19 protein-coding genes are annotated in these 17,632 nt (G+C 61.8%); 8 read left to right on the top strand and 11 right to left on the bottom strand.

Annotated features, from left to right (window positions below; translation table 11 throughout):
• Window positions 1-21 precede the first annotated feature (21 nt).
• On the top strand, window positions 22-2,412 hold the full coding sequence (locus NLM25_RS11815) for a TonB-dependent siderophore receptor (protein WP_254137076.1): 2,391 nt from the start codon (window positions 22-24) through the stop codon (window positions 2,410-2,412).
• 87 nt (window positions 2,413-2,499) lie between these two features.
• Here the strand turns inward: NLM25_RS11815 and NLM25_RS11810 are convergent, their stop codons facing one another.
• The 5 genes from NLM25_RS11810 to NLM25_RS11790 all read right to left on the bottom strand — a co-directional run bounded on the left by NLM25_RS11810 (window position 2,500) and on the right by NLM25_RS11790 (window position 7,418).
• Window positions 2,500-2,709 carry a hypothetical protein gene (locus tag NLM25_RS11810; RefSeq protein ID WP_254116962.1) on the bottom strand — a complete coding sequence of 70 codons (210 nt, stop codon included), beginning with the start codon at window positions 2,707-2,709 and terminating at the stop codon, window positions 2,500-2,502.
• Between the two features lie 138 nt (window positions 2,710-2,847).
• Window positions 2,848-3,267 carry a DUF4118 domain-containing protein gene (locus tag NLM25_RS11805; RefSeq protein WP_254116961.1) on the bottom strand — a complete coding sequence of 140 codons (420 nt, stop codon included), beginning with the start codon at window positions 3,265-3,267 and terminating at the stop codon, window positions 2,848-2,850.
• A 137-nt stretch (window positions 3,268-3,404) separates the two neighbouring features.
• Window positions 3,405-4,598, bottom strand: a complete 1,194-nt coding sequence (locus NLM25_RS11800; RefSeq protein ID WP_254137075.1) for an MFS transporter — start codon at window positions 4,596-4,598, stop codon at window positions 3,405-3,407.
• Window positions 4,599-4,649: 51 nt separating this feature from the next.
• Complete coding sequence (locus tag NLM25_RS11795) at window positions 4,650-5,204, bottom strand: TetR/AcrR family transcriptional regulator (protein ID WP_254137074.1); 555 nt, start codon at window positions 5,202-5,204, stop codon at window positions 4,650-4,652.
• A 1,254-nt stretch (window positions 5,205-6,458) separates the two neighbouring features.
• Window positions 6,459-7,418 carry an N-carbamoyl-D-amino-acid hydrolase gene (locus NLM25_RS11790; RefSeq protein ID WP_254137073.1) on the bottom strand — a complete coding sequence of 320 codons (960 nt, stop codon included), beginning with the start codon at window positions 7,416-7,418 and terminating at the stop codon, window positions 6,459-6,461.
• Window positions 7,419-7,630: 212 nt separating this feature from the next.
• Between NLM25_RS11790 and NLM25_RS11785 the strand changes: the two genes are divergently transcribed.
• Together NLM25_RS11785 and NLM25_RS11780 are read left to right on the top strand one after the other, a co-directional pair.
• Window positions 7,631-7,855 carry a hypothetical protein gene (locus NLM25_RS11785; RefSeq protein ID WP_254116957.1) on the top strand — a complete coding sequence of 75 codons (225 nt, stop codon included), beginning with the start codon at window positions 7,631-7,633 and terminating at the stop codon, window positions 7,853-7,855.
• Window positions 7,856-8,058: 203 nt separating this feature from the next.
• Window positions 8,059-8,385, top strand: a complete 327-nt coding sequence (locus NLM25_RS11780) for a hypothetical protein (protein WP_254137072.1) — start codon at window positions 8,059-8,061, stop codon at window positions 8,383-8,385.
• 33 nt (window positions 8,386-8,418) lie between these two features.
• Here the strand turns inward: NLM25_RS11780 and NLM25_RS11775 are convergent, their stop codons facing one another.
• The gene (locus NLM25_RS11775; RefSeq protein WP_254137071.1) at window positions 8,419-9,390 is read right to left on the bottom strand and encodes a tripartite tricarboxylate transporter substrate binding protein; all 972 of its coding nucleotides are present in this window, start codon (window positions 9,388-9,390) and stop codon (window positions 8,419-8,421) included.
• Between the two features lie 300 nt (window positions 9,391-9,690).
• Here NLM25_RS11775 and NLM25_RS11770 point away from each other — a divergent pair, with 300 nt between their 5' ends.
• The gene (locus NLM25_RS11770; protein ID WP_254137070.1) at window positions 9,691-9,888 is read left to right on the top strand and encodes a hypothetical protein; all 198 of its coding nucleotides are present in this window, start codon (window positions 9,691-9,693) and stop codon (window positions 9,886-9,888) included.
• A 423-nt stretch (window positions 9,889-10,311) separates the two neighbouring features.
• Window positions 10,312-10,788: a hypothetical protein gene (locus NLM25_RS11765; RefSeq protein WP_254137069.1), complete on the top strand. Its 477-nt coding sequence runs from the start codon at window positions 10,312-10,314 to the stop codon at window positions 10,786-10,788.
• A gap of 1,932 nt (window positions 10,789-12,720) precedes the next feature.
• Here NLM25_RS11765 and NLM25_RS11760 read toward each other — a convergent pair.
• Window positions 12,721-13,167: a hypothetical protein gene (locus NLM25_RS11760; RefSeq protein ID WP_254137068.1), complete on the bottom strand. Its 447-nt coding sequence runs from the start codon at window positions 13,165-13,167 to the stop codon at window positions 12,721-12,723.
• Between the two features lie 220 nt (window positions 13,168-13,387).
• Between NLM25_RS11760 and NLM25_RS11755 the strand changes: the two genes are divergently transcribed.
• Complete coding sequence (locus tag NLM25_RS11755; RefSeq protein WP_254137067.1) at window positions 13,388-13,774, top strand: hypothetical protein; 387 nt, start codon at window positions 13,388-13,390, stop codon at window positions 13,772-13,774.
• Between the two features lie 373 nt (window positions 13,775-14,147).
• Here the strand turns inward: NLM25_RS11755 and NLM25_RS11750 are convergent, their stop codons facing one another.
• Window positions 14,148-14,351 carry a cold-shock protein gene (locus NLM25_RS11750; RefSeq protein ID WP_254137066.1) on the bottom strand — a complete coding sequence of 68 codons (204 nt, stop codon included), beginning with the start codon at window positions 14,349-14,351 and terminating at the stop codon, window positions 14,148-14,150.
• A gap of 689 nt (window positions 14,352-15,040) precedes the next feature.
• On the opposite strand from NLM25_RS11750, the gene NLM25_RS11745 reads away from it, so the two are divergent.
• Window positions 15,041-16,075, top strand: coding sequence for a hypothetical protein (locus NLM25_RS11745; protein WP_254137065.1), 1,035 nt, complete (start codon window positions 15,041-15,043; stop codon window positions 16,073-16,075).
• Here NLM25_RS11745 and NLM25_RS11740 read toward each other — a convergent pair.
• Together NLM25_RS11740 and NLM25_RS11735 are read right to left on the bottom strand one after the other, a co-directional pair.
• Window positions 16,057-16,287, bottom strand: a complete 231-nt coding sequence (locus NLM25_RS11740; protein WP_254137064.1) for a hypothetical protein — start codon at window positions 16,285-16,287, stop codon at window positions 16,057-16,059. The two genes, NLM25_RS11745 and NLM25_RS11740, sit on opposite strands and share 19 nt — an antisense overlap.
• Complete coding sequence (locus NLM25_RS11735) at window positions 16,284-16,454, bottom strand: hypothetical protein (protein ID WP_254137063.1); 171 nt, start codon at window positions 16,452-16,454, stop codon at window positions 16,284-16,286. Before NLM25_RS11735 ends, NLM25_RS11740 begins: the two co-directional genes overlap by 4 nt.
• A 147-nt stretch (window positions 16,455-16,601) precedes the next feature.
• Between NLM25_RS11735 and NLM25_RS11730 the strand changes: the two genes are divergently transcribed.
• A complete protein-coding gene (locus tag NLM25_RS11730; RefSeq protein ID WP_254137062.1) occupies window positions 16,602-16,868 on the top strand; it encodes a DUF3892 domain-containing protein in 267 nt (88 codons plus the stop codon).
• A 470-nt stretch (window positions 16,869-17,338) separates the two neighbouring features.
• Here NLM25_RS11730 and NLM25_RS11725 read toward each other — a convergent pair whose 3' ends face one another.
• Complete coding sequence (locus NLM25_RS11725; RefSeq protein WP_254137061.1) at window positions 17,339-17,542, bottom strand: hypothetical protein; 204 nt, start codon at window positions 17,540-17,542, stop codon at window positions 17,339-17,341.
• Window positions 17,543-17,632: the final 90 nt, after the last annotated feature.

Raw genomic sequence — 17,632 nt, 5'->3', positions numbered from 1 at the left:
GCAGAGTTGAGGGAGGGCGCGATGAGCCACATCGCCGCCGCGGGAGAGCTTTTGTCTGCCGCGAACTACATTTCCACGCGCAAGGTTTCGGGGGTCGGAGGCGTGTTGACCGCGCTGATGACATCAGCGGCGTTCTTCGCCGGCTCGCAGGCCTACGCACAATCCTCGCCTGCGCCAGGCGTAACGATTCCGTCGGTCACCGTGACCGCGCCGGAAGCGCAGCGCCGCTCCAATCCTTCGCCGGCCGCGCGCCGGTCGAGCGGCGCACGGACGCGCCGGACGCAGACCGCGCGGCGGCCCGAGACCACGGCCGCGCCCGTGCCCTTCGCGCCATCGCAGGACGCGCGCACTGGGACGGTCGGCTATTACGCCAACAGCACCTCCGTGGCCACCAAGTCCAACACGCCGATCGTCGACATCCCGCAATCGCTGTCCGTCATCACGCATGAGCAGATCCGCGACCAGAACTATCAGGGCCTGACCGACGTGACCCGCTACGTCCCGAGCGTCGCCGTCCACCAGGGCGAAGGCAACCGCGACGAGCTCGTTATCCGCGGCGTCGATTCCAGCGCGAACTTCTTCGTCAACGGTTTTCGCGATGACGTGCAGTACTTCCGCGACTTGTACAACGCGCAGAGCATCGAGGTGCTGAAGGGCCCGAGTGCCTTGACCTTTGGCCGCGGCGCCGGCGGCGGCGTGCTCAATCGCACCCTCAAAGAGGCCGACGGCACCCGCATCTACCAGGCCACCGCGCAGACGGGATCATGGGGCGACCGCCGCGTTTCGCTCGATGCCGGCCAGGCCATCAACGAGAGCGTGGCGGCGCGGCTGAACGTATTCTACGAGGGCAGCGATGCGTTCCGCGACTTCAATCATCTCGAACGCTATGGCGTCAATCCGACCGTCACGCTGAAGCCTGACGACTTCACCAAGATCAGGCTCTCCTACGAATATTACCACGACGGCCGCACCGCCGATCGCGGCAATCCCTCGCAGAGCCTTCCGGGCGGCGTCACCCGCTTCAATCCGACGACGCCGTTCGCGCCGAACGGAAATCTCCAGACCTTCTTCGGCAGCCCGAGCCTCAACACGGCGCAGGCGACGGTGCAGACCGGCATGGCGATCATCGAACACGATTTCCAGAACGGACTGTCGGTCCGCAACGGCACGATGGCGGCCGACTACCAGAAGTTCTACCAGAACGTCTATCCGACCGGCGGGCCGCTCGCGGGCGCCGTGAACCCGGCCGATACCGCGGTCAATCTCGGCGCTTACCAGCACACGACCAACCGCGACAATGTCTTCAACCAGACCGACTTCACCTACAAGGGCTGGACCGGGCCGATCGCGCACACCTTCGGCTTCGGCACCGAGTTCGGCCGCCAGAGCGGCGTCGACATCCGCAACACCGGCATCTTCCCGAACGGCACCAACACCGTCGTCCAGAACCCGTTCGCACCGACCTACTTCGGACCGGTGACCTTCATCCACCACGCCACCGGCGTGAATGGCGACGGCGTCACGACGCCTGATTCCAACAGCAAGTACCGGTTGAACGTCGAGTCCGGCTATCTGCGCGACACGATCGAGTTTTCGCGGGCGCTCCAGCTCATTGTAGGCACGCGGTTCGACCGCTTCGAGATGTCCGCAGTGGACATGAACACCAACATCAACCGCAACCGCATCGACAATCTGGTGTCACCCCAGGCGGCCGTGATCCTCAAGCCGATGCAGAGCATGACGGTCTACACCGCCTACAGCATCTCCTATTTGCCTGCCTCCGGCGACCAGTTCTCCTCGCTCAACGACGGCACGCTGATCCTCCAGCCGCAGAAGTTCGAGAACACCGAGGTCGGCATGAAGTGGAACGTCAATCCGAAGCTGCTGTTCTCGACCGCGATCTACAATCTCAACCGCACCAATCAGCCGATCGCCGACGGCAACAATCCCGGCTTCTTCCTGCCATCCGGCAGCACGCTGACGCGCGGCTTCGAGGCGAGTCTCGTCGGCTACGTCACCGAGCAATGGCAGTCCTCGCTCGGCTATGCCTATACCGATGCGAAGATCACCAGCGCGACCTCGGCGACCGTGGTGCCGGGCAATCGCGTGCAGCTCGTGCCCTACAATCAATTCGCCTGGTGGAACAAGTACCAGTTCACGCCGATGTGGGCGGCCGCGCTCGGCATCATCTATTTCGGCGATTCCTTTGCGTCGTCGGACGACACGGTGAGACTGCCGAGCTTCGTGCGCTTCGATGCCGGCGTCTACGCCACGATCGACGCCAACTGGCGCGCGCAGCTCACGATCGAGAACATCTTCAACCGCGGCTATTGGGCATCCGCCGACGGCAACAACAACATCTCGCCCGGTCAGGGCCGCACGGTGAAGGTTCAGGCGAGCTACCGGTTCTGATCAATCCACCACGCGAGATCGCAGTCCGCGCCTGGGGTGGACAGTCATGGTGCCCGCCCCTGGTCTCACGATCCTGATGGTTAACGATCAGGCCGCGAGCGGCGCGGCATAGTCCGCGCGCGCGGCGAAATAGGCTTCCAGCTCCGACAGCGCCCGCGCTTCCCACTCGCTCGCCTGCTCCAGCAGCGACCAGCGCTGGCCCGGGCGGAATGCTGCGGTCTGGCGGTAGAGCGATGCGATGCCGCGATAGCGGCGCACGTTCTCAAAGATGGCGTGACCACTCATTTGGCCGTTCATGTCGAAAACTCCCTCGTCATTCCCGGGGGAGAAACTGCGGCCAAATCTTTTTCGAAAAGTTAGCGGCGCGCACCAAGCTCGCGGATGGTTGCCGGACTGTTGCGCGGGCGCAACGCGCGGCTTCCGCGCGAAGCACGTTTATTGCGAATTCGTTGCCGCGCTCTCGCCCGAGGGCTTCAGCCCGCCGCGGCTGATCATGGCCATCGTCTCGCGGCAGAGATCGGCAAGGCCGATCAGGAGCGCCGCGAGCAGGCAGAACAGGTTGATGGAATCCGCGCCCGCGCTGGTCAATGGCATGAACTGGAAGAACGGCGGGATGAACGCCCACCACACCAGCGGAATCGTCAGCAGCGCGGCGAACGCCGCCGCCGGCGCGCCCGCGATAATCCCGAGCACGAACAGGCTGGGCAGGAAGGCCGCGAAATAGAGCTTGGCGCCGAGCGCGACGCAGGCGCCCTGAAGCACGGCCGACATTGCGACGACGACAAATCCGAGCAGAAACGCCTGCCACGACCATGGCCGTACCCGCGGTACGCCAACCAGTCCCGTACGCCTCATCAGCCTCCCCCTGCCGCCCGTTAACCGGGCCTTGCGACCAAAGTACTACAGCCGCCGGGAAACCGCGAGATGGAAATCGCACGGTGCAGGGCTGCGTATCCAGGGCTTGGTAAACGGCCATGGGCACGATCGTACCGCTATTCGGTGGCCGCATAGATCAGGCCCCCGACGGGCAATGCAAGGCCAATGGCCGACGCCAGCACCCAGCCGCCTTGCGCGAAGGCCCAGGCGCCGACCGCGGAGCCGGCAGCGCCGGCCGCGAAGAACGTCGCCATATAGAGGCCGTTGAGGCGGCTGCGGTGCTCGTGCCCGAGCACGAAGATGGCGCGGAAGCCGAGCACGACATTGCCCTGCACGCCGATATCGATGGCGATCGCGGCCACGACCAGGCAGGCGAGATTCAGCATCGAGCCGGCCGCGCCGATATACGTCACGAGGAAGCCGGCAGCAGCGAGCAGCATGGCGACCAGCGTCGCGATGCGGCTATGGCCGCGGTCGGCGAGCCGTCCCGCGATCGGGGCCGCGAACACGCCGGCGACGCCGGCCAGGGCGAACAGCGCGATGCCGCGTTGGGAGAAGCCGAACGCGCTGGCGAGCTGGAGCGGCGCCACCGTCCAGAACAGCGTGAAGGCGCCAAACAGGCTCGCCTGATAGAGCGCACGGCGCCGGAGTAGCGGCGTGGTCCGGGCCAGATGCGGCATCGACAGCAGCAGCGTGCCGTAATGCATGCGCGCGACCGGCTTGCGCTTCGGCAGCGTGGTCCACAGCACGGCGGCGAGCACGATCATCAGCGCGGCGGAGATGAAGAACACCGCGTGCCACGACAATGCCGCGGTGACGAAGCTCGACACCGGCCGCGCCAGCATAATGCCGAGCATCAATCCGGTCGAGACGTTGCCGACGACGCGGCCGCGGATGGCTTCCGGCGCCAGATGCGCCGCATAGGGAATGATGATCTGCACCGCGACCGAGCCGAGCCCGATGAACAGCGCCGCGATCAGGAACGGCAGCGCGTGGGTGGCGAATGCGGCGGCAAGCAGCGCGGCGGCGCCCAGCATGATGACGGAGCAGATCAGCGCGCGGTTCTCGACGAGGTCGCCGAGCGGCACGATGAAGAGAAGCCCGACGCCGTAGCCGATCTGCGTCATGGTGACGATCAGCCCCGCTGCCGCATGCGAAAGGCCGAGCGCGGCGCTGATCGGGGCGATCAGCGGCTGGGCATAATAGATGTTGGCGGCGACCATGCCACAGGCCGCGGCAAGCACGAAGGTCAGTCGTTGCGACACCGCATCCGGTCCGGGCGCGGTCTCGATCGTGGCATTCATCGTCATTCCAACAGACTCCAGTGATAGGGAATGATCATTCCCTAATAAGACACAAATTCAGGCGAGCAGCTTCATCGCGACGCCAACCAGGCGCTCGCCGTCGAGCGGCAGGCGCGCCTTGCCGACGACGCGCAGACCCTGCGTCATGCAGATCATCAGCCGCGCGGTGTCCTCGGCCGCGATATGGGCGGGAATCGAACCGTCGGCCTGCCCCTCGCGGATGAGGCCGGCGATGAAGCTTTCGTTGGTCTTGAGCTGCGCGGTCACGCGGGCGCGGATCACCGGATCGACCGCCGACAGTTCGACGGCGCTGCCGACCACGATGCAGCCGCGGCGCCCTTCGCTGCCCTGAGAGTGCTCGACATAGGACAGCAGCACAAGACGCACACGGTCGCGGCCGTTGGCACCGCGCGCGGCCGCGCCGCGGGTCTGCTCCCGGCGCACCGTCGCGTAGCGCTCGAAGGCGGCGAGGAACACGGCGTGCTTGTCGCGAAACGCCTTGTAGACGCTGCCGGTGGCGAGCTGCATCGCGGCGGTGAGATCTCCGATCGAGGTGGCATGATAGCCGCGCTCGCAAAACACCCGCACCGCGCCGTCGAGGGCGGTGTCCATATCGAACTCCCGGGGACGGCCGGGCGGCTGGGCAGCAGGCAGGGAGCGGCGGGCGGCTTTTTGCATTGCGGCATAATAGGGAGTGATCGTTTCCGAATCAAGACACCTGGTTGTGATGGGGCGCATGACGACAATGACGTTGTAGCTTCGCCATTGCGCGGGAGTGACGGTGATAGAGCGAGGTGCCGTAGGGTGGGCAAAGGCGCAAAGCGCCGTGCCCACGATTCCGGCGATGAAGCGCAAAATGGGTGGGCACGCTTCGCTTTGCCCACCCTACGATGCCCGAGTGTTTGGCACGCTCTCTCCACATCGTCGTTGCGAGCACAGCGAAGCAATGACGGAGCGAGGGGCATCGGTCTCGTTCGCCAAATACCACTGTTATTCCCCGCGAAAGCGGGGAATCCAGTACGCTGCGGCTTCTCGGCTCAATTACGACTGCCTCTGGAATACTGGATCGCCCGGTCAAGCCGGGCGATGACGGCGAATGGCCGGACGCAGACACACCTTCGCATCCTCGCGACGCATTTCGCCCGAGCTTTGCTTCGTCTCACCGCCCTCATATCCAAGAGGGCGCAGGGAAGGCCGGGTGCCGGCGACACCCGCGGTCCGCTGCGCGAAGATGGTGCGCAAAAAGACCGCACAGCAGCATACAGGTGAAGCCCAACACGCGGCCTTCCCTGCGCAGTGGTTGGACGGCTTATGCCGTGCTCTCCCGGGAGCCGAGTTCGTTCTGGCCTCCCTCACCCTCGCAGAATTCACCGGCACCGCGCCGGTTGACGCGACTGCCGCCTCCGCAAGAGCTTGACCGTAGCGACGACGGCCAGGACCACACGGTTTTGCCGTACGCACGGTTCGTTGGCGCCACAGGGTTCGACGGCGTTGTGCACGTCACCATCGAAATGTTGGCGAGACGAACCTGACAGCGCCGTTCGTCGACGCGAAGCCTCAGGGCTCACGGAGAGCAATCCGCCCTGCCCTTAGCCTCGCGCCCGACGCTGCTGCGTCCACCGCAACCCGGCTCTCGATAGTCACGACACGAGATCGCCCCTCAAGATCGAGCCGGGATGGGCGATACGTACGCCGTTTCCGAATTTCGGTAAAGTGGAATATTTTCGGTCGAGCGGATTGACAGGCTACCGGGTGTTTTGCCCGTCGGGCAATGCAAAGCCTGTAGCCCGGACGAGCGCAGCGACATCCGGGATCTTTCGGAGTGGGGTCCCGGGTGTCGCTACGCTCACCCGGGCTACAAGAGCCTCACCCCTTCGGCCGCACCGGCGTGCCGTCGGCCAAAGTCGTCACCCCCTTCCGTTCGACAATCATCCCATACGCCCCCGGCTGGCGGTGAACGTCGAAGTTGAACGTCGTGCGCTTGTAGGAATTGCAGAGATCGAGATCGCAGCGGGCCAGCGCGATCTCGTCGCCCTTGGTCGTGCAGCGCGCGATGATCTCGCCGGAGGGTGCGATGATGCAGCTGCCGCCGATGTGGTCGACGCCCTCCTCGAGTCCGGCCTTGGCGACGCCGACCACGAAGGTGCCGTTCTGGTACGCGCCGGACTGCATGACGAGATGATTGTGGAAGAGCGAGAGATCGTCGTGCTCCGGCGCGGGCGGATTGTGCACCGGCGTGTTGTAGCCGATCATCACCATCTCGACGCCCTGCAAGCCCATCACCCGGTAGGTCTCGCTCCAGCGGCGGTCGTTGCAGATCGCCATCCCCATCACGCCGCCGAAGGCCTCGACGACACCAAAACCGCTGCCGGGCTCGAAATAGCGTTTTTCCAGATGCTGAAATTCGCGCCACGGCTCATGCTCGGCATGGCCGGGCAAATGAACCTTGCGGTATTTCGCGGCGATGGCGCCGCCCTTGTCGACGAGGATGGAGGTGTTGTAGCGCCTGACAGTTCCGGCCTCGACCGTCAGCTCGGCATAGCCGAGATAGAATCCGATGCCGATCTCGCGCGCGAGGTCGAACAGGACCTGCGTTTCCACCCCCGGCATCTCGCGCTCGAAGAAGCTGTCGATCTCGGCCTGATCCTCGAAATACCAGCGCGGAAAGAAAGTGGTCAGCGCGAGCTCGGGATAGACGATCAGGTCACAGCCGTTGGCCTTCGCCTGACGCATCAAGGCCATCAGACGCGCCACAACCGCGGTTCTCGTCTCGCTTCTCGCAACCGGGCCAAGTTGGCCGGCCGCGACATTCACAAATCTTCCCACGCGTCTTTCCTTTGTTGGCTTGTCGACGGCGCACAATCAATTTCCGTGCCTCTTCTGGCCTGTCTCGCAGTTGGCGGTAGACGCACACCCAAGCAGGGAACTTTCGTTGCCAATCTGCAACGGTTCCCAACTGTCTGAAGCCGGACAAAACAAACTCCCATTCCGGCCATGAACCGCTCTCACAACGCCGTGAGACTAGCAGGGGAACTACGATGCGTGCACAACGCGTTTGGAAAGTGAATGGAGCCGCCAGCATCGGGCAGCTCCAATCGAGACTGGACGACCTCAACAAGCGCCTCGGCCAGCTCGAAAGCCAGCATCCGGAGAGCTGGAGGCTCGAAGAGCTCAGATCGAGCGCGCTCAGCCTGTCGCGCGAGATCGACGACATCCGCTGCGCCGAAGCGACGGCCGCGCTGAGCGAGCTGCTGCGGAAGTAGTCAGGCCTTCAGCGATTCGGCTTCGCGCAGGGAACCAACGCCGCGCACTGCCATTTCCATGTGAGCATGGAGCAAGATCATGACCAGGCACCTGACGCGAGCCCATCTCGCGCGCGGCGTGGCCGGCGCGGTTTCCACGCTGGTCCTGTGCGCGACGGCGGCATTCACCATCGCGCGCCATTTCGCGCTGTGAGGGATTACGCATGACGTCCGACCCCGAGGAGTCGGTGAGGCTGCAAGGCTACGGCGAGATGACGTTGCGCACGGCGATCGCGACGCTGATGGCGGTCGCGCCGCGCGAGCGATTCGAGGCCGCCATCTTCCGCGTTCGCGACGGCTCGCGACTGGCATCGAGCGAGATCACCGAGCTCGCGTCGGAATGGGGCATGACGCCGATGGCCCAAGTCAGGTCGCCAAGACTGGCACCCGATCAGCACTGGCCGGACATCGTTCGCGGCATGGTGCGCGAGGCGCCGCTGCCGGCGCTGATGCTGGCATTTCTGGTGGGCGTGCTGGTGGCGCGGCGGTAGTCTCGCGACGACCGCCGGCTACGGCAGGAGTGATCACTTCTGCTCGCTTGCTCGCATCTCCTCGGCGTAAGGACGCAAAGCCGCGGACATGTCGTCGAGGCGTTTCTGCCACTCAGCGCCAGGCAGGAAGGCGATCACGGGCTCATCCCCGGGCGAGCTCGTAAGGTACTCGGGATTACGCAGGCCGTCGGCAATCCCGGCTTCCAGCTTCCTGACGATGTCGTCCGGAACGTCCTTCGGGACCGCGAAGCCGCGTTCCGCCGTCGACGTGACTGGAAAGCCTACCTCCCCTGCCGTCGGAACGTCGGGCAGCGATGGAAAGCGCTTCTTCGACAGGATCGCGATGACGCGAAGTGGTCCCTTGTTGGTGCCATGCAATTCGGGAATCTCGCTGAGGCTAACCATCCCGACTTCCAGATGCCCGCCCAACAGATCGGTCCGCTGTGCCGCCGTTCCTCTGTAGGAGATTTCGTTGGGCTCGACTTTCGCGGCGGCTGCGAGCATGCGAATGGCCAAGTGACCGTTCGTGCCGGCACCGTTGTGACCAAACGTCACCGAGCCCGGCTTGCTGCGAAGGGCGGCAATGACATCCGGCAGGTTCTTGAATCTGCTGTCCGCGGGCACCACGATGACGTTCGGATCCTCGACGACCCGTGCGACCAGCCGGATTTCGTCCGTGGTGTATTGAGTTTTGCGAGTCATCGGCAAAAAATTGTAGCCCGGCACGTTGACGACGCCGATCGAATAGGCGTCGGGCGCCGCGCGCGCGATCGCAGCAAACGCGATCTCCCCACCTGCGCCAGGCTTATTCAGGACGACAAACTTCGCTTTGCCGCCCAGCGCGCGCTCGACAAAGGGAAGAAGTTTGCGGGCCATGACATCGGTGCCGCCGCCGGGCGCAAAGCCAACGACGACTTCGATCGGCTTGTCGTCCGGCCACGCGGCCCATGCCGACCCACAGGCAGCGAAGCCAAAAGCTGCAACGAGCGCGATAATCTTGTTCATGATTTCCAGCCCTGTTTCTTGTTATTGGCCGATCGCGCTCTCGAACGCGCAACCGGCTATGCACTCATCTAGCCGTCGGCCTGACCGGATGGCAACCGGTTATGCCGCGTGCAAGGACTTCGCGCGCAACAGCTTCAGTGATGACGCAAGCGCGGAGATGCACCGTCATCGAAATCCCGATAGCTTGCGCATTGGATTTGCGCGCAGGACTTCCTGACTGACGAAGGCTACGATTGGCGATCTCGAAGGTGGCGCAGCGCTGTGCGGGAGGTAGAGCTTCGCCAGGGCGCTCCAAGCCGGTTGGTCGTCCACGCCTTCCAGATGACGTCGGTGCAGCTATTCGACCTCACCGAGGCCGGAATCCTCTTCGAACTCAAGATCGAGATCGATCCCGACGGGACCACGCTGAGCTCGGAGTCCAGCTATGGCGTGTACGGCCGGATCAAGGCCAAGGGGATCGTGATCTCGTTCGAGCCCAAGCCAGCCAGCTCATCCTGAACCTGGCGAGCCATGCCGCCGGAACAAGCCGCCCTGCTTGGGCCAAATCGGCCGTGGACCCGCCCCGAAAATCGTTGCAAAAAGGGGTCCTGAGGCCCCGGCGGCCGGTCCGCCAAGCCTCTGGAAAACGTCGACTTTTGGAAGAATGGTCGGAGTGGCAGGATTCGAACCTGCGACCCCTGCGTCCCGAACGCAGTGAGTGTTTTTTAAGCCATTGATTTTTCTAGTGATGGCCGGCGTTTTCGCCTCGTTTTGTTCACGCCTGTTTGGGCTATTTCATTGCGATTTCGTTGCGGCGTTCTTCAGTTGATCTGACGGACTTTCGTCCGCCAATTCCATTGACCAATAGCTGGGGCTCACCCCTCACCCTCCCGCGAAATCCAGCGGCTGGTCTTAGCCCCGACTCTTCCTTAAATCCGAGACATGACCACCCTTACCCGCCGCAGCAGCGAAAATCCCAACCAGGAGACCTGGCACATCTATTTTGACGACGTCCGTGTCGGCACCATTGGCGAGCGCGCCGGCGTGCCAGTTCATGCCGATCAGTGGGCTTGGTCGGTCGGCTTCTATCCAGGCATGGAGCCGGGCACGAACCGAAGGGGCATAGCTGCCACCTTCGAAGTCGCGCGGGAGGCCCTCGGAGCAGCATGGTCCGAGCTGCTGCCCACAATCCCCGAAAGCGCCTTCGCCGAGTGGCGCCACGATCGTGATTGGCGGGCTTTCGTTGCGACCAAGCGCGCGCGCGGCGAGAAGCTCGACAGCGAGATCCGCAGCACGATGATGCGCTGCGCCTGCGGGGCCGCCTTCGATAGCTGGAAGCCGGCCGACAACCAGCTGCATGCCCCGCACATCTATGCCGCGCAGACTATGTCGAGAATGCTCCATTCCTGTTCAAGCTGAAGGCCAGCGACAGCGGGTTCAGCGCCGGCATCCGCTACGCGATCGAGCACGGCTGGCTCTGGATGCACGAAAGGGTGCTGTCCTTATTCAAGCCCCAGTGTCCTAAGTTCGTTTTCATTGGTGTCCTAAGTTCAATTTTGAACAATCTCGCCGTAAGGTAGTTAGCCAGTCCTTCGAGTTATGGAGGCGAACCATGGATGATCGGGAACGCATCTACAGGCCAATCCGAGAACTGGACGCTGAGCGCAAGGATCAGGCTCGGAAGGCGGTCCAGACCTCTCGGCAAGTCTTGAAAGAGCCGAGCCCCGATACCTTTCTAGGTCGCGCAAGACACAGGATCCGTTCCCCAGCGGGAGAATAGGGTCCGCTCCAGTTCGCCGGGAACAAATGTCCACTTTTGCACTTAATAGCACACCTTTTAGGTTGTTATTCTATTTAATGAGTCAACAAGGTTGTGGGAATCTGGCAGCTACCTTCCGGCGTAGCGATCGGCTACGCTATTTTACGGGAGTTTTTGATTATGGCTAAAGTGCCTCCATTCCACTCAAAGAAGCCGAACACATAAAACGTCTATCACGACAACAACAAATGCACTGAAGGCAACAATATCGAAAGGCAGTATCTTGCTCAGGGGACTGGCGGTCGTCCCCGATGTGAGCACTGCAGCCGCTAGCCTAAGCCCTTGCGGGCTGTGGTGCGAGCAGCACCGGTTGATTCCACCACAGCCTCACACGCGGTACCGAGCATTCGCTCGGACCTACGCTATCGGCATGGAGCCCAAACAACAATGGCGACACCAAGGGCTGAGCTTGCCGCGCTTTATGCCAAGGAAGCCACGATGGAGCGAGCCCGCGCCAGAGCTGCGCGTTTTATGCAGGAGCATTCGATTAAGCGATGACCACCGAAGACGAAAACAAACCACGCAAGCGGCGGCATACCGCTGACAACATGCCCCTCTACCCCACCGAGGCGCAGATAGCGCGCGCGGTGCTGGGTGAACGGCCGTAGGCCATCCTAAGGCGTTCGTCAGGAACGCTGCAGTATCAAGGCCGCTCTTTCTTGCAGCCTAATGCGACCGGGTCGAAATCCAGCGCAGTCCATTGATTGCCCTGCTCATTGCGTCGACAACGTACCCGGTGTCTTTTATGGCTAACCCGCACATGGCTGCGGCGCCGGGACGAGTCGCCATCCGCCGGGAAATAAGCGGCTCGTTCTCCTTGGGCTCGTAGAGAAAAATCTTGTAGACAGTGACCTTAGTCATCAGTCATCAGTCATCCCTACGTCTCTCTGGATGCCGCGCGACACCTTGCTGGCGCCTTTCCGGCCACCCGAGGGCCGATTTTATCCGCGCGCTTGCTTCACCCCCCCTGAAATTAGGGGCAATCCACCTCAGCGCAATTGAAGCAGCGCGAGCGCGACTCGGCGTTGGGGAATGAGCAACCCGACGCTGTCCCTACCGCGCCCGCACTGCCCCAAGCACATGCCGCGCGGAGTGCAAGTCTACGGGCATGCCCCTCGGGCTGTATCGACCAATGGTGTCGACCGCACCTACCAGGATCGGCAGGTGTCGATCTCATGTGGCCTGGTGCAAATGCGCCCCATGGCGACTGAATTAGATTTGGTCTTTGAGGTGATTGAAGGCAATCAGCGAGGAGCGGTTGTTGGCTCTCGACCAGTACAGAGACGTGCTCCTCCCACTCCAAACCCACAACGCTTGCGGGCGTCATCGCGCTGAGCCGCTACGTCGCCAGCCTGCCGGCTTGGCTGCTGTCGGATGATTGGCATCAACCGTTTCTGAGGATGCTAGCGGACGCGCTGGACAAAGGCGCCACGCCATGACGGCTCGACGTAGCGCACGCACCGACGCTAGCCCGGCGAGTTTCGACGACGGCAAAACTCTGTTTCGTCGGCAATGTCGATGTGACAGAGCCATCACGTGGAGTTCGACGCCAGGGGATCTGAAATTTCCTGCGCATCGCTGGTGTCCTCATAAATCTCGTCGCGTATCACGCGCAGCGTCACCTCGTGCAGATAGACCTGCAGCGCCCTCTCCAGCTCGGTGAACTCCGGTAGCAGAACCTTGACGACGAAGCCGCGTGACGCTCGGATCATCACCGTGTTGCGTCGCTGGCGGCGATAACGAAACGGCCGCAGCCCGTACCGGCGGCATAGCGCCAAAAATAGCTGCCGCGACCATCGGTCGGGAAGCGACAATTGCTGCTCGATCGGCGGGTCGTGGCCAGCTCGCCCCTCTTCGACCCGAGCACGCGCACGCTGTAGCGCAAATCGCGGCATGATGCGCTCACCGGTAGTTCCAGCACCCGAGAACGACGCATCGATTTTCCGAAGCTTCTCGCGTAATTGCGACTCGTTTGTCATTTCGAGGTTCCCGCGCGATGAACCGATCACCACGCAACGGCGTCAACGTATACTGCAGAATCCATTCCACCCCATTTGTATTTCCATTTTTGACACCGCATTTGACACCGCAACTACCAGATCTCCTAGTAGATCGGATCACCGCTGACTGGCCTAATATCACAAGCCGATTACCAGCAATGGCACTCGCTGCTAAACATGTTGGAGGAGCTTTCAACCCATGCTCACTGCCAACGAAATTGCGGACGCCAAAGGGCGCGTCAGATATCAAGACTCAAACGTTGTTCACGAACATGATGATTGCGTCCGGATCGCCTATCAATGGCTTGACGCGCAAATAACGACCAAAAGCAAGTTGAAGCGAACACATCCTTTAGCGCGCTTCATTACAGTATGGGGCGGCAGGCGCATTGCATCAGCCGACGTTGAAGTCGCAGCTGAACTGCACCACCGAATTCGTGGGTACTACCCTCACTTCAACATCAGATCTCGCTTTACGCTTCCTTCCGATGGTCGACTTGCCGACATAGCCGAAGCTAGAACGCAAGATTACTCGCTTACGGCGACGCACATCATAAAAACATACGGCTCAATCGAGGACCCGTAGAGAACGAGATGCCTGCGTCTTTCCGTTGTGGAAGATCGGGAAGTAGTAACGTCGCATAGCCGCGGCCCTCGCCCATCGGCCTACAAGCCCAGGTAGGTTGCCACCCGCAGTTGTCCCCGCATAAAGTGCTTCAGCCTGAGCGAGGAAGCCATCAAGAGGCCGAGCGATGACTACGCTGGACGTGGCAGAGACACCATGAACAATAGCCTGAGGGTGCTGTTCGCGATTAGCGCTACCGTCATTGTGGCGGCGGGCGCCTTTTTTGCCATTCGGTTTCTAGTGGGGTTTCACGGCTAGATCGACGGGGGTTTTGCACCCCCGCATTTTCTCAGGTGCCCCGCGCTTTCGCGTAGGCTTTGGCTAGGGCGCTGTATCAACCGACACGTAGATTTTCCGCCGAGTCTTTTCCGCGATTGTTCACGACGTCGAAGCTAACCTTGGCTCCCTCTGCGAGCGAGGTGAAGCCGGCTTTCTCAACTGCCGAGATGTGAACAAAGACGTCCTTCCCGCCCGAATCCGGTTGAATAAACCCATACCCCTTCGTCGGGTTGAACCACTTCACTGTCCCCATAGCCACTTAACTTCTCCATTTCTCAAAAAACCCAGTGCCCGAATATCGACCAAAGAAAGAAGGGCTGTTAGAGCGCGTCCTCACATCCAGCCATCCTCGCAATTGAAGCAGCGCGGACGCGACTCGGCGCCAGTCGGAGATACGAGAGGTTGGCGCTGTCCCTGCCACGTCCGCGCTGCTAGCGAAGTTTACTGGCGATGTGACTCGGCGCCCCCATACCGAAGAAGCGCTGTCCCTATCACGCGCCGCTAACTTCGGTGGCCAGCCTTACCGCCCTGACAGCAAAGCTGACCACCGCGCGCTCCCGCGGTGACGGTGAGGCCACGGGAGCCGCAAAGCTGTATCGCGGAGAAGGACTTCAGGCCACCTACCTAGATTGGTAGGCGCCCAATTCAACCGTCGCGGACTAGGCTGGCGCTGCGCCGATCGTGCGGCCTGTTTAGGAGTTAATCTTTGAACGAAAGCCTCAAGATCGCTTTTGCGCTAGCCGCCACCGTGGCCGTAGTCGCAGGGGCGTTCTTTGCTATCCGGTTCTTGGTTAGCTTTCATTGATGCAGATCCCTCTATCTCCTCACCCCCCTCCACCGCTACCAACCCAATGCCGCCCGATCAAATGGCGGCGAGTGTCAAGTAGCTAATGGCGTACTTGCACGAGGTGGTTGTGGTGGGCTATAGGGGCCGTGCAATGGGGTGACGTGGAAATGTTCTCAGGCAGGAAGTTCGTCGGCAGTCATGGCTTTGCCCTCCTGCTGGGTGCCACGCTTCTCCTCTTCACAGTTCCACAGCTCTATCGATCGTATGCCGCGTCCTCCGGCATGGAATTGACGTGGACCACGGGCAAGGTCTGGCTCAAAAGCGCGGAGTGCGCCCGGCAAACCGGAACAATCCTGGTTATCTGTCGCGACGATAAGGTCCTGCCGATCGCCGATGGTTTCGGCGGCGATGACCTTGGCCACGCCCTTTCGCTCGACTTGGCCACCCTACTGACCGGCAAGGTTCCCACGGAATCCGGCATCTCAATCCTGAATTCGACGGTGAACTACGTGGGCTTGGCGGTTCTGGCCCTGATTGTCTTCTCGGCCGGGATGCCGCTTTCCGCTTTTGCCCTACTCACTGTCGGCACGATCATATCGAACCAGTTTCATGCCCTCACGCCGCATCCTGCGCAGCTCGGCGCCGCGTGCTTCGCGGCGATACTTCCTATTGCGTTGCTGACCGCCCGGCACGCTGCATGGATCGCCACCGGCTTCCTCGGCCTGATCGCCGCCCTCCTGTTCCGCGAAGCGGTCGGAATGATGGGCATTGTCGCTTCGCTGCTCGCCGTCGGCGTCATTGCCGTGCGAGACCGCAAGTGGATCACGAGCGTAGTGTTGGCTGTTGCCGTCATCGCGACGGCTGCAGCTCCGTTTGGGCTCCTGCGAGCGAGAGACATCGCCTACGATCTGCCGCCGCCGGAGAAGATCGAAAGCCACGGGACGTGGGCCAATCTGTACATGGGCCTCGGGGCTGTCGAAAATCCCTTCGGTATCGAGTGGAGCGACTTCAGCGCCATCGATGCGGTCAAGGCCGTTGACCCCAGTGTCGAATACCTTAACCCCCGCTTTTACGAGATCCTCAAGGGCCTATATTTCAACACCGTCTTTGCTCACCCGGTAGATGTGGCGAGCATTTATTTCAGGAAGATCATCGTAACGCTGCATACGCCAATTCTCTACTGCCAAATTTTGTAGGCAACGCCGCTCTGCGCGCCGCCGCCCCACGGCGGAATGACCAGATGCGTGGCGTCGGTGACGTCCGAAATCACTGATTGGGAATTGCCGATCTGGAGAATGTCGCCAGGCTTTGCGCTACCGTCAGACCAGATGGTTCCGACGCCGGTTACAGTGGTGCCGCCGGCTGCGACGGAGACGGTGCCGGTGGAGTATGAAGAGAGTGCGGTCAATGTGAATTCTTTCTTTCTTCAATCAGTGCGTTTGCTTCCGCGATCGGGAGCCATTGGCCGTCGACCTTGCACCACGCTTTGCCTGTCAACGGCTGCCAGGCGAGCCAGCCGCGCACGTCAGGCGGCGGCTCGGTGAAGTCGGGTGGAAGGTTGTGGAGTTGAGTCATTGTGAGAAAATCCTCTGGGCTTGCTGTCATGAGCTGTGCGCCCTGCGGGCGGGCAAGTCAGGCCGAAAGAGCCTCGCGTTCTGCGACTGCCTATTGCTTTCCCGCTGTAGTTGCTATCTATGAAATGCAGAACATCGGGGGGAGGAAATGCCAGACGTACAGGTCACCTGCATCAACAAGCAGCCACGCGACAACTCGCATGAGGGGGTTACGCACCTCGGAGGGGGCGGTTGGAAGTGGCCGAGATCGGAGGTCATTAGATCGATCGAGAACGGGACCAATACATTTTTCACGTTGGTCGGCGGTAAGCGCGCCGACGTTGGTGTCGTTAGTGGCCCGAACGGAAAATATGTTCGAACTCACGCTGACGGCTACTACAACGATAACCTCCTAGCTCTGCCGGAGTGTCCGTAAGTTTTTAGTCCAACAGATCGTCTTCCGGCTCTTCAGCCGCCCAAGATACTTTTGATGCGTCTGCCGGCGTCATGCCCATCGAACTCAGGCATAAGCGTAATAAGCCTAAAGCCTGCACGCCTACGTCTTGGCCCGCCGCAAGGCGCGAGCGGACTACAGATGCGATCTCGACCAGGCCGCGGTGGCTGCAGTTCAGCCAAGGCGCCTCGGCTTCGAAGGTGCGCCAGGCAGCGGCCTGGGCGGACGTCATCCACTTGGGCGGCTTTCCTAGCGGGGCAGCGGTCGGTTCGTTGCGCCGCTTATGCCGCTCCGGGTGAATAAGATCGCGGCCCTCAATGAGCGCACGCGCTTTTGGAATTCGTGGTCTGGCCAAAATTGACCCTCAACTTTTGAAACGGAGATGCGTGCGGAATTGGGGGCCGCCGGTAGCTAGTGGCGGAGGCCGGAGGGATTGCGGACACCCCTCCCGGTTAGCTGAACGGCTCTGTTGATGGCAGCCGTCGCCGTACTTCATTGACGACGTCGACATACTCCACCGGGCCGCGCACCACGATAACGAACTGCATGGTAAACGGCTCGCCCCGAACTCCGACCACGTCGCAGGCTCGCCAAGTTCGCTTGCCCAGATCATCGCGCACCGCGAACTCCGCTTCATAGCCAGGAACAGCAATCACGCGGCGATCTTCCGCAACTGCACGGCCTCACCGTCATTCGCTAAGAATTCAAATGAATCGCCGGCCGATGGGTGTACTACGCCTGCCTCG

The sequence above is a fragment of the Bradyrhizobium sp. CCGB01 genome (assembly GCF_024199795.1).
Classification (GTDB): domain Bacteria; phylum Pseudomonadota; class Alphaproteobacteria; order Rhizobiales; family Xanthobacteraceae; genus Bradyrhizobium.
This window is presented reverse-complemented; position numbering and strand designations above follow the sequence as displayed.